Raw genomic sequence first — 11,603 nt, 5'->3', positions numbered from 1 at the left:
CTCCCAGTACGACCCGAGCGGCGAATCGAACCAGCAGTTCCAGCTCGTCAGGGTCGACGGCGGCGATGACCCCGATGACCCCGGCGACCCCGGTGACCCCGGCAACGGCGACTGCGGTTCTGGTACGCCGGATGCGACGGTGACCGGCTCGTCCGGAAACTACACCGCGCGCAACGGCGGCAGCACCATCTACTCCGGTGGCGACTACCGGGCCGCGATCCAGACGGCCGTCGACTCGCTCGGCAACGGCCAGCGGGTGTCGGTGATGGCGAGCGGTTCGATCGGCGCCAACACCATCTCGATCCCGAGCAACCGGATCTTCGAGGGGTGCGGGACGATCAACACCGCAAACCGCGGAGGCAGGGGCGCGATCGAGTCGCTGAACACCTCGGGCGTGTCGATTCCGCACCTGAACATCACCGGGAACCCGTACTTCGCGACGCGGTTCTACGGCAACGACAACCTGCACCTCGGAGAGATCAACCTGAACCTCTCGGGAGGCGCGGGCATCCGCTTCGAGCGCGATCACGCCGGCAGCTCGAACGTGACGATGGACTACGTCTACGTCTCGGGCACCGGCGGCCACGGCGTCGAGACCTGGAACATCGACGGCCTGGAGATCGGCACCGTAGTCGCCCGCAGCACGGGTTACTCCGGCCTGCTCCTCAACAACACGCGGAACGCGAACATCGGGCTGGTCGACGGCGAAGACGTCGCCACCGGAACCGGGTACGCGACCTTCCGCACCGCGAACACCGCCGGGCGGCTGTCGAACGGCTCGTACTCGACGAACATCAACGTCGACAAGGTCGTCTCCCGCGGCGGCGGTCGCGGAATCTTCTGCGTCTCGCAGTCCGGCGGCGTCCGCATCGGCACCGTCGACCTGGCGAACAACGGCAACAACTCGATCCTCATCGAGAACTGCTACAACTACACGATCGCCGGCGGCACCGTCAACGGCGGCGGCGAAGTGCGCATCGCGGCCCGCTCGGAGTTCCCCAACACCCGCGACACCGACATCACCTTGACCGTCGACAACACCTCGGTCAGGGAATCGCCGTGCGCGGAAAACTCCACTTGGAACCTCTCGGGCAACGGTTCGAGGAACATCTGCTGACGGTCTCCCGAAGCCGATGACGCGGCGGGGATCGCCCGGACCGGACGGTCCCCGCCCTCCCCCGTGCCGGGCACTCGCGGCACGAAAAGAGAAGACTGTACGGGCAACGCGTCGGCGAACGTCTGCGTGCAGAGAAGGGGCCGGAAGCGCGCTTCCGGCCCCTTCGCGCGTCTAGAGGCCGGTGCGGTGGCGGGCCAGGTCGGCCGCGCCGATGACACCGGCCTTCGAGCCGAGCGTCGCCGCCTTGACCTCGGCGACCGGCAGGGTCGCGCGGCTGGACAGCGCCTCGGTGTAGTGCTTGCGGATCGGATCGAGCAGCAGGTCGCCCGCGTCGATCACGCCGCCGGCGATGATGATGACGCCCGGGTCGATGAGCTGCACCATGTCGGCCGCGGAGTTGCCCAGGTAGTAGCCGATGAAGTCGAAGGCGGCCAGCGCGACCTCGTCACCCTGCTTGGCGGACTCGGTGACCTGGCGGCCGGTGATCGCCTCGGGGTCGCCTCCGGCGAGTTTGAGCAGGATCTGCGCCTGGTCGGGGTCGGCCTTGGCACCGTCGCGGGCGGCCTGGGTCAGCGCCCGGCCCGAGGCGTACTGCTCGAGGCAGCCGGTGCGTCCGCAGCCGCAGGTGCGTCCGTCGGGCATGACCGAGCGGGTGTGGCCGATCTCGGCGGCGACGCCGTTGGTGCCGCGCAGCAGGTTGTCCTTGACGACGATGCCGCCGCCGATGCCGGTGCCGACGGTGTAGAGGACCGAGGAGCGGACGCCTTTGGCGGCGCCGTACTTGTGTTCGCCCCAGATGGCGACGTTCGCGTCGTTCTCGACCACGACGGGCAGGCCGACCGCCTCGGAGACCTTGTCTCGGAGGGGCTCGTCCTTCCAGGAGAGGTTGGGGGCGAGCATGACGGTGGAGCGGTCGGAGGAGATCCAGCCGGCCGCGCCGATCCCGACGGCTTCGATGTCGCGGCCCTCGCGGAGATCTTCGACGACTTCCTTGACGGCTTGGATGACGCCGGGGGTGTCGTCCGCCGGAGTGGGGCGACGGGCCGTGGCGAGGACCTGGCCGTTCTCGTCGACGAGGCCGCCGCCGACCTTGGTCCCGCCGATGTCGACCCCGATTGTCAGACTCACTGCTGTCCCTCCAGCGATGTTCTTGAGCGTTCTCGTTGGATTCTCCGCGACGCTGCGGGCCAACGAATGACTTTACGCGACGTTCACAGCCGGTGGTCAGCACCCTTTTTCCTACCTCTTTCGGAAGGTGGTGCCGTCGGGCGGCGTCGCCGGGGTCCCGGCCCGGAGCGTCGGTCCGATCGGGATTCGGGGGATTTCGGTTCGGGACGGCCACCGTCGGCCCGCGAGGTGCGGTCTGCAACTATCATGATGGGTTAACTCACAGTCCCGCCGTTCGCGACCAAGTGACCGGTCGGTAACATGAGTGTGAGCCGCTTTACAGAGCCGTGAAATCGGCGACACGAACGGAGCCTGCCCATGCGCGAGTTCGCCGTCCCCCCTGTGGTGACAGTGCCCGACAACGACAACACCCTCACGTCACTGTGGGACGCCGCTGAGAACGATCCCGACACGGTGCTGTACGCCCGCACCTACGACGACGGCCTGACCTGGCACGACGTCACCGCTGCGGAGTTTCGCGACCAGGTGGCGGGCGTGGCGCGCGGCCTCGCCGCGGCCGGAGTGCAGCCCGGCGACCGAGTGGCGCTGATGTCGCAGACCCGCTACGAATGGACGTTGTTCGACTACGCGATCTGGGCAGCCGGCGCGGTCACCGTGCCGGTCTACGAGACCTCCTCTGCCGAGCAGGCCGAATGGGTCATGTCCGACTCCGGCGCCGTCGCCGCGATCGTCGAGGCCCCAGAGCACCGCGACCTCGTCGAGGGCAGGTCGGGCGATGTCAAGCACGTGTGGACGATCGACGACGGCGCGGTCGAGGCGCTCACCGCCTCCGGCGCCGACGCCGAGGTCGACATCGAGGAACGCCGCACCAGCCGCAAGGCCGACGACCTGGCCACGATCATCTACACCTCCGGGACCACCGGCCGGTCCAAGGGCTGCATGCTCACCCACAGGAACCTGCTGGCCGACATCCGCAACGTCCTGCCGGAGGTCCCCAACATCCTGCACGAGCACGCGCGGATGCTCATGTTCCTGCCGCTCGCCCACGTCCTGGCCCGCATCCTCCAGGTCGGCGGCATGGAGTCGCGCATCACCCTCGCCCACTTCTCCGACCGCAGCAAGCTGGCCCAGATCATGCCGGTCGTCAAGCCGACGACGCTGCTGGCCATCCCGCGCGTGTTCGAGAAGGTCTATAACAACGCCTACCAGAAGGCCGTCGACGGCGGCAAGGAGCACCTGTTCCAGAAGGCCGCTGCCTGCGCCAAGGAGTACAGCCGCGCCATGGACAACCCGGCCGACATGAAGCTGGGCCTGAAACTGCGCCACAAACTGTGGGACGTCCTGGTCTACTCCAAGCTCCGCGCCGCGCTCGGCGGCGAATGCACCTCCGCCGTTTCCGGCGGCGCCGCCCTCGGCAAGGAGCTCGGGCACTTCTTCCGCGGCGTGGGAGTGACGATCTACGAAGGCTACGGCCTCACCGAGACGTCCCCCGTGCTCTCGCTGAACCTCGAGAACGCCATCAAGATCGGCTCGGTCGGCCGGCCCACCCCGGACACGGCGATGCGCGTCGCCGACGACGGCGAACTCCAGGCCAAGGGCCCGCAGATCTTCCAGGGCTACTGGAACAACGACGCGGCCACCGCCGAGGTCCTCGACGCCGACGGCTGGTTCTCGACCGGCGACATCGCCGAGATCGACGACGACGGCTATGTGACCATCACCGGCCGCAAGAAGGAGATCATCGTGACCTCCGGGGGCAAGAACGTCGCCCCCGCGCCGATGGAGAAGGTCCTGGACTCCCACCCGCTCATCGCCTACGCGATGGTCGTCGGCGAAGGGCGGCCCTACATCGGCTCGCTCATCTCGCTCGACGGCGACATGCTTCCCGACTGGCTCGAACGCCACGGCAAGGACCCCGAGGAGTCCATCGCCGACGTCGCGTCGGACGCCGACCTGCTCGCCGAGATCCAAGGCCAGGTCGACAGGGCCAATGCGACGGTCTCCCGCGCGGAGCAGATCAAGCGATTCCGGGTCATACCGGTCGAGCTGACCGAAGATGCCGGAGAAATCACTCCGTCCACCAAGGTCAAACGGCACGTAGTCATGGAAAAATACTCAGACGAGATCAACGCATTGTACGACAACAACGGTTAGCGAGGCTGAATGAGCGAGGAGGCGGTGCTCGAACGGCAGTGGCGCCTACCGGCCGTGGTGCTGCGGGCGGTGCTCTTCGCGCTCGTCGCGGTGTTCGGCTGGGCCTCGGTCGGATTCATCTCCGCCGCCACCTGGTGCGGGATCCTCGCACTCGCCGCGATGCCGGGCGTCGTCCTCCCCCACCACCGTGTCCTGGCCCCCGCCGGGAGACTCGCCGAGGTCGTCGTGGTCGTGCTCGGCACGCTCACGACCGGCGGGATCCCGGCGTGGATGCTGCCCTACCTCATCGCGCCGTTCGCCACCGCCGCGTTCGACGCGGCCGGACCGGCCGAGCCGAGCCGGTACGCCTGGCTCCGCGCGTGGGGGCCGCCTACGCTCGTCGCGCTCGCCGCCGTCGGCCTGGTCGTGCAGACACCTCGCCTGTCGACGTTCGACCGCGGCACCTACATCACGACCGTCGCCGTCGCTCTGGCCTTCGGGATGGCCTCCGTGGTGGGCGCGTGGTGGCTGCGCCGCTCCCGCCGCTCGGACCTGAGCCATTCGCAGCTGCCGTACGCCGAGGCCGCGGCCCTGCTGACGCAGCTGCGCGTCGTCGCGCGCCAACTCCCCGGAGCCACGCTGGACCCCGGCGGGATCGCCACCGAACTGGTCGACACCGTCGTGCGCCTCCCCGGCGCCGACCGGGCGGCGGTGCTGGCCGCGTCCTCGGGACGGCGCCTCGTCGTGCTCTCCCAGCACGCAGACGAACGCGTCGACTGGGAGACCTCCCCGCAGTTGAACACACTCCTGGCCGACGCCTGGGCCGGGCAGAAACCGCAGGCCGGGCAGCTGCCGCTGTCGCGGTCCACGCAAGCCGCGGTGGCGTCCCTGGTGATCCCGCTCGTCGCCGAGGGCCGCACCGTCGGCCTCGTGGCGATCGAGTCCGACGACCCCGCGGCGTTCGACGCCGACGCCATCACCGCGGCCGAGGAGCAGACGAAGGGCGCCGCCCTCAGGCTGGAGACCGCGCTGCTGTTCGAGGACGTCAGGTCGATGGCGACGACCGAGGAGCGCCAGCGGCTCGCCCGCGAGATCCACGACGGGATCGCCCAGGAGCTGGCGATGCTCGGCTACGGCATCGACAACGCGATGGCGGTCCTGCCGCCGGATGCCGGCGAGGCGTCGGTGGAGCTGGAGGACCTCCGCAGCGAAGTCACCAGGCTCGTCACCGAGCTTCGCTTCTCGCTGTTCGAGCTCCGTTCGAACGTCGACCGTCAGGGAGGACTGGCGTCCGCGATCGCGGACTATGCTCGTACTGTGGGCGCCTCCGCGGGACTGCGGGTCCACCTCTCGCTCGACGAAGGCGGAGCGCGGCTTCCGGCGAGCACCGAGGCCGAGCTGCTGAGGATCGCGCAGGAGGCGATCACCAATGCCCGAAAGCACGCTCGGGCCGAGAACCTGTGGGTCACCTGCGAAGTGGACCCGCCGTACACACGCATCGAGGTCACCGACGACGGTCAGGGGCTCATCGGCGAGGCCTCCGAGGGCCGCTACGGCTTGGCGATCATGAGCGAACGCGCCGAACGCATCAGGGGTTCGCTGGAGATCAGGCCCCACCAGCCGCACGGCACCACCGTGGCCGTGGTGCTCAACGCCTCCGCGCGTCCGACCCCGAAGACGGCGCCGAATCATCCGGCCTCCGACGAGTGGGCCGCCGCCGACCGCATGTCTTCGACAGAACCGAGCACTACCGCGCCCACCGGACCCGTCGGGACCGAGGTAGCCAATGAGGAGAGAGACGAGAGATGAACGCTGACGCGCCTGAATCGAACAGTCAGACGACGGTCCTGATCGTCGACGACCACGATCTGATCCGAAAGGGCCTTCGGCACGCCTTCGACCGCGACCCCGAGTTCGAGGTCGTCGGCGAGGCCGACACTGCCGGCGACGGCCTGCGCCAGGCCGCGTCGCTGATGCCCAGCGTCGTTATCATGGATCTGCGCCTCCCTGACGGCTCCGGACTGGACGCCACGAGGAAGCTGCGCAAGGCGCACCCGCACATGGGCATCGTCGTGCTGACGATGTACGCCGGCGACGACCAGCTGTTCGGAGCGCTCGACGCGGGCGCCAGCGCGTTCGTGCCGAAGAGCGCCCCTGCGAACGACGTGGTCTCGGCGGCGCGCCACGCCGCGGCGAACCCGACGGCGTTCAGCGCCGCGGACCTGGCCGAGGCGATGCAGCGCCGGCTCACCCCGACCGGCCCGCAGCTGTCGCCGCGGGAGTCGCAGGTGCTCAAGCTCCTCGCCGACGGCCTGTCGGTGGCGGGGATCGCCAAGCAGCTGTACGTGTCGGAGTCGACCGCGAAGACCCACATCTCGAAGCTGTACGAGAAGCTGGGCGCCGGCAACCGCGCGCAGGCGCTCATGACGGCGCTGAAGCTCGGCCTGCTGGAGGCCCCGGACCAGCCGAAGTTCTAGGGGCCTACACGGTCTCGCCGTAGAGCATCGCCTCGAGCCGGCCGGCCTGGCGGTCCCAGGTCCATTCGCTGCACGCCCACTCCCGGCTGGCCGAGGCGAACTTGTCCGCGAGCGGCCGGTCGGTGAGCACTTTGGTGAGTCGGTAGGCGATCTCCCCGACGTTCCGGCCGTCCACCACCCAGCCAGACTGGTCGTGCAGCACCGTGTCCGGCGCGCCTCCCGAATCCCCGGCGATCACCGGCAGCCCGCACGCCGCCGCCTCAAGGAACACCGCGCCGAGCCCCTCGACGTCGAGCCCGCGCTTCCGGGTGCGGCACGGCATCGCGAAGACGTCCCCCGCCGCGAAGTGCCGCGCCAGTTCGCCTTCGGGCACACCGCCGGTGAACGTCACCGAGTCCTCCACGCCGTAGTGCCGCGCGAGCGACCGCAGCCGGCCCTCGTACGGGCCGTGGCCGACGATGAGCAGCCGCACGTCCTCGCCGACCTGCCCGCGCACGTGCGGCAGCGCCGCGATGAGCTTGTCCTGGCCCTTGCGCGGCACCAGGCGCGAGACGCACACGATCACCGGCCGGTCCCCCAGTCCGTGCCGGTCCCTGATCGGCGTGCCGTCGACCTCGGGGTTGAACGTCTCCGTGTCAATCCCGAACGTCAGCTGTTCGAGACGCGTCAGATTCCCGGCGACCGGCGCGATCCGCCGGTAGGTGTAGCCGCCGAGATAGGTCATGACGTCGAGCGAGGCGGCGATGCGCCGCAGCGCCTGACGGGTGCCGGGCATCGCGGCCCACCCGACCTCGTGGCCGTGGGTGAGGGCGATGGCCCGTTCGATCCCGGTGTCGCGCAACAGGCGCGGGGCCAGCAGTCCGAGCGGGGCGGCCGCGCCGAACCACACCCGGTCACAGCGGTGCTCGCGCGCCAGCTGCGTGACGGCGCGGGCGACGCGCGGCGTCGGCAGCAGCATCGACGTCCGGTCACGGACCACAGTGAACGGTTGTGACGCGTCGAACTCAGCATGGCCGGGGGACGAGGAGGTGTAGACGACCAGGTCGTCGGACGGCAGGCGGAGCGCCATGCCGTGGACGAAGGTCTGGATTCCGCCTCTGCGGGGCGGAAAGTCGTTCGTCACCAGCAGCGTTCGGCTCATCATGACCCCCTTCATGATCGCTCCAGTCTGTCATGTCGGATCGGATTTCGAAGGAATCCGAGGTGTATGGAAGGGGATTGCCACCGGTCGAGGGACGCGGACTGTGACTGCGGTGGCACACTGGTGCCCATGATGAGCGGCGACGAGGACCCGAGCGAACCGGACGGCGACGAGTCCGAACCGGCGGTCGTGTTCCTGAGCGACCCGGTGCGCCGCAAGGCCGTCGAGATCGCCGCCGCCGCCATGCCGGCGCTGCCGCCGGCGAAGGTTCCCTCCAAGCTGCGACGGTACCTGAAATTCAATCCCGCGAAGCGCGCGAAGCTCGCCAGGGGCGACATCGCCGCCGAACTGGCCGACAACGACGACTTCCGTTCGGGCTTGGGCGAGGTCCTCGACTCCACCGATACGCCGCTGGTCCGGTCGATCAGCGACGGCGGGGAGGTCTCGGCGATGGCCGACCCGGCCGAGGTCGCCGCGCTCGCCTTCCTGCTGCGGCCCAAGGGCTGGCAGGCGCTGGTGGCCGCGGCGGCCGAGTCCGTCCGCGAGGACGCCGCGGCCCCGGCTGCGGAGACGGCCGGCGAGGAGCTGGAGCGGCGGCTCGCCTCGGCCGACAAGGAAATCCAGAAGCTGCGCGGGGCGCTGTCCGACCAGCGGTCCGCCGCCGCGCGCCTCCAAGAGGACCTGCGACGGGCCCGAAGGGAACTGCGGGAGGCCGATGAACGAGCTGCGAAGGCCGCCGGCGACCTCGCGGCCGAACGCGGCCGCATCAAGCAGGCAGACTCCGAGCGCCGTTCCGAACGGCGCCGGTTGGAGGCCGAGGCGGCATCGCTGCGGACCCAGTTGGAGGAGCTCAGACGGGTCGACCGCGAAGCGGACCGGCTCGCCGATTCACGGCTGTGGCTGCTCATGGAGACCCTGTCGGGGACGGCGACGGGTCTGCGGCGCGAGCTGGGCCTCGAACCCGTCGCCGAGCGCCCCGCCGACTACGTCGCCGAGGAGCGCTGCGCCGAACCGGACACGCGCGAGGTCGAGGGCTCACGCGGACTGGACCAGACTGATCCGCAGCGGCTCGACCACCTGCTGTCGATGCCGAACCCGCACCTCATCGTCGACGGCTACAACGTCACCATCAGCGCCTGGGGCGACACGCTGACGCTGGAGCAGCAGCGCAACCGGCTCGTGCAGGGCCTCGGTGCGCTCGCCGCCCAGACGAACGCGGAGATCACCGTCGTCTTCGACGGCGCCGACCCGATCTTCGGGGCCAAGCCGAGCGCCCGCGGCGTGCGGGTGCTGTTCAGCGCCAAGGGCGAGATCGCCGACGACGTCGTGGTGGACCTGGCCAGGGTCGAGCCGAAGGGCCGACCGGTCGTCGTCGTCTCCTCGGATCGGGAGGTCGCCGACCGGTCGCGTCGCCACGGCGCCTACGCGGTCCCGTCGCCGATGCTGGTCAGGCGGCTTCAGCGCGGCTGATCGCTTGCGGACTTCAGCATGACCGAACCGGCGGCCCGGTCGTGGAGGCCGCGGTGGTAGGGGTCGGCCAGCGCGGTGAGCGCCGGGAGCACGAGCGAGAGCAGGACGGCGCGGATCAGCGAGCGGCCGAAGCCGAGCCGGTCGCCGGTGGCGGCCGAGACGCATGCGATGCGCACGACGGCCATGCCGAGGCTCTGGGTCCCGACGGCCATGCAGAAGGTGTAGTAGGCGATGAACAGCGCCCCGGGGTAGAGCGTCTGGAGGAAGGGATCGGGGCTGAGCATGCCGAGCCAGCTGAGAGTGTAGATGAACACCAGGCAGGCGACCCAGTCGAAGAACAGCGCGACGAAGCGTGCGTTGAGACTGGCGAGGTCGTGGCCGGAGGGGGCCCTGCCGTCTGGGGCGCCGCTGTTTTCGGTCGTCATGGCGCGAGTGTACGGGCCGCTGCCCATCCTCTCTGCTGGTGCCCTGAGCAGTGGGTTCGGTCAATTCAATCCCATGTCATGCGCGTCAAGTAACACGTGCGAAACAATTGATTTACGCTGAGGCAACTGATCGCGGTTAGCGTTTCGCTTAATACCTGCGGTGTCGACAGCGACGTCGGTGCCCCGCCATGGCGAAACATGCGAGCCATGTCTTAGCTTCATACCTACCGAGAGGAACACCTTCGTGTTTTCCAGCCCAGAAGAGCTCCTCGGATACGTCCGTGACAACGATGTGAAGTTCATCGACGTCCGCTTCTGCGACCTGCCCGGCGTGATGCAGCACTTCAACGTGCCGGCCGCCTCGTTCGACGCCGACCTCCTCGAGGACGGCCTCGCCTTCGACGGCTCGTCGATCCGCGGCTTCCAGGAGATCCACGAGTCGGACATGCTCCTGCTCCCCGACGTCGCCACCGCGTTCATCGACCCGTTCCGCGAGCAGAAGACCCTCGCCCTCAACTTCTTCATCCACGACCCCTTCACCCGCGAGGCCTACAGCCGCGACCCGCGCAACATCGCGAAGAAGGCCGAGCAGTACCTGGCCGGCACCGGCATCGCCGACACCGCCTACTTCGGCCCCGAGGCCGAGTTCTACATCTTCGACTCGGTCCGCTTCGACACCAAGGCCAACGAGGCGTTCTACCACGTCGACTCCATCGAGGGCGCGTGGAACACCGGCGCCGTGGAGGAGGGCGGCAACCTCGGCTACAAGCCGCGCCACAAGGGCGGGTACTTCCCGGTCGGCCCGGTCGACCACTTCGCGGACCTGCGAGACACGATGGTCACCAAGCTCATCGAGGGCGGCTTGACGATCGAGCGGGCCCACCACGAGGTCGGCACCGCCGGACAGGCCGAGATCAACTACCGCTTCGACACGCTGCTGCACGCCGGTGACGACGTCCAGAAGTTCAAGTACATCGTCAAGAACACCGCCACGCAGGCCGGCAAGACGGTGACGTTCATGCCCAAGCCGCTGTTCGGCGACAACGGCTCGGGCATGCACACCCACCAGTCGCTGTGGGCCGGAGGCGACCCGCTGTTCTACGACGAGACCGGTTACGCGGGCCTGTCGGACATGGCCCGCCACTACATCGGCGGCCTGCTCAAGCACGCCCCGAGCCTGCTGGCCTTCACCAACCCGTCGGTGAACTCCTACCGCCGCCTGGTGCCGGGCTTCGAGGCGCCGGTCAACCTGGTGTACTCGCAGCGCAACCGCTCGGCCTGCACGCGCATCCCGGTGACCGGTTCGAACGCGAAGGCCAAGCGCGTCGAGTTCCGCGTGCCGGACCCGTCGAGCAACCCGTACCTGGCGTTCTCGGCCATGCTCATGGCCGGCATCGACGGCATCAAGAACAAGATCGAGCCGCCGGCGCCGGTCGACAAGGACCTGTACGAGCTGGGCCCGGAGGAGTACGGCGACATCGAGCAAGTGCCGGGTTCCCTCGACGAGGTGCTCGACAGCCTTGAGGCCGACCACGACTTCCTCACCGAGGGCGGCGTGTTCACGCCCGACCTCATCGAGACGTGGATCGAGTACAAGCGCGAGAACGAGATCGACCCGATCCGTCTGCGCCCGACCCCGCACGAGTTCGACCTCTACTACGAGGTGTAGAACGCAGCTCCAAGGGGCGCGGCCGGTTTCGCACCGGCCGCGC

At 69.1% G+C, this 11,603-nt stretch carries 8 protein-coding genes and 1 pseudogene; 6 read left to right on the top strand and 3 right to left on the bottom strand.

The window, feature by feature from the left end:
* Positions 1-1,117: pseudogene (locus tag L0U85_RS16405) on the top strand (hypothetical protein); the annotation flags it as partial.
* Between the two features lie 171 nt (positions 1,118-1,288).
* Here the strand turns inward: L0U85_RS16405 and L0U85_RS16400 are convergent.
* Positions 1,289-2,245, bottom strand: coding sequence for an ROK family glucokinase (locus L0U85_RS16400; protein ID WP_241378835.1), 957 nt, complete (start codon positions 2,243-2,245; stop codon positions 1,289-1,291).
* 357 nt (positions 2,246-2,602) lie between these two features.
* Between L0U85_RS16400 and L0U85_RS16395 the strand changes: the two genes are divergently transcribed.
* From L0U85_RS16395 to L0U85_RS16385, 3 genes are read left to right on the top strand one after another with little or no spacing between them, the layout of a single operon-like run.
* Positions 2,603-4,399: a long-chain fatty acid--CoA ligase gene (locus L0U85_RS16395; RefSeq protein ID WP_241378834.1), complete on the top strand. Its 1,797-nt coding sequence runs from the start codon at positions 2,603-2,605 to the stop codon at positions 4,397-4,399.
* Positions 4,400-4,408: 9 nt separating this feature from the next.
* Positions 4,409-6,187 carry a GAF domain-containing sensor histidine kinase gene (locus L0U85_RS16390; protein WP_241378833.1) on the top strand — a complete coding sequence of 593 codons (1,779 nt, stop codon included), beginning with the start codon at positions 4,409-4,411 and terminating at the stop codon, positions 6,185-6,187.
* Positions 6,184-6,855 carry a response regulator transcription factor gene (locus tag L0U85_RS16385; protein ID WP_241378832.1) on the top strand — a complete coding sequence of 224 codons (672 nt, stop codon included), beginning with the start codon at positions 6,184-6,186 and terminating at the stop codon, positions 6,853-6,855. The genes L0U85_RS16390 and L0U85_RS16385 overlap by 4 nt, the downstream gene beginning before the upstream one ends.
* Before the next feature lie 4 nt (positions 6,856-6,859).
* Here L0U85_RS16385 and L0U85_RS16380 read toward each other — a convergent pair whose 3' ends face one another.
* Positions 6,860-7,996: a glycosyltransferase family 4 protein gene (locus tag L0U85_RS16380; RefSeq protein ID WP_241378831.1), complete on the bottom strand. Its 1,137-nt coding sequence runs from the start codon at positions 7,994-7,996 to the stop codon at positions 6,860-6,862.
* Positions 7,997-8,125: 129 nt separating this feature from the next.
* Between L0U85_RS16380 and L0U85_RS16375 the strand changes: the two genes are divergently transcribed.
* Complete coding sequence (locus L0U85_RS16375) at positions 8,126-9,466, top strand: NYN domain-containing protein (protein WP_241378830.1); 1,341 nt, start codon at positions 8,126-8,128, stop codon at positions 9,464-9,466.
* On the opposite strand, the gene L0U85_RS16370 is transcribed toward L0U85_RS16375, so the two are convergent.
* A complete protein-coding gene (locus L0U85_RS16370) occupies positions 9,454-9,891 on the bottom strand; it encodes an RDD family protein (protein WP_241378829.1) in 438 nt (145 codons plus the stop codon). The two genes, L0U85_RS16375 and L0U85_RS16370, sit on opposite strands and share 13 nt — an antisense overlap.
* 244 nt (positions 9,892-10,135) lie before the next feature.
* Here L0U85_RS16370 and glnA point away from each other — a divergent pair, with 244 nt between their 5' ends.
* Complete coding sequence (gene glnA, locus L0U85_RS16365) at positions 10,136-11,560, top strand: type I glutamate--ammonia ligase (protein WP_241378828.1); 1,425 nt, start codon at positions 10,136-10,138, stop codon at positions 11,558-11,560.
* The last annotated feature ends 43 nt before the right edge of the window (positions 11,561-11,603 follow it).

Source organism: Glycomyces sp. L485, assembly GCF_022548875.1.
GTDB lineage: Bacteria > Actinomycetota > Actinomycetes > Mycobacteriales > Micromonosporaceae > Glycomyces.
The sequence above is the reverse complement of the archived record's forward strand: the minus strand, read 5'-3'. Positions and strand labels throughout refer to the sequence as shown.

Bases quoted from the DNA above. Each gene is read 5' to 3' on its own strand.
- L0U85_RS16395 (WP_241378834.1), top strand. From the start codon at position 2,603: ATGCGCGAGTTCGCCGTCCCCCCTGTGGTGACAGTGCCCGACAACGAC.
- L0U85_RS16390 (WP_241378833.1), top strand. From the start codon at position 4,409: ATGAGCGAGGAGGCGGTGCTCGAACGGCAGTGGCGCCTACCGGCCGTG.
- L0U85_RS16385 (WP_241378832.1), top strand. From the start codon at position 6,184: ATGAACGCTGACGCGCCTGAATCGAACAGTCAGACGACGGTCCTGATC.
- L0U85_RS16380 (WP_241378831.1), bottom strand. From the start codon at position 7,996: ATGAGCCGAACGCTGCTGGTGACGAACGACTTTCCGCCCCGCAGAGGC.
- L0U85_RS16375 (WP_241378830.1), top strand. From the start codon at position 8,126: ATGATGAGCGGCGACGAGGACCCGAGCGAACCGGACGGCGACGAGTCC.
- L0U85_RS16370 (WP_241378829.1), bottom strand. From the start codon at position 9,891: ATGACGACCGAAAACAGCGGCGCCCCAGACGGCAGGGCCCCCTCCGGC.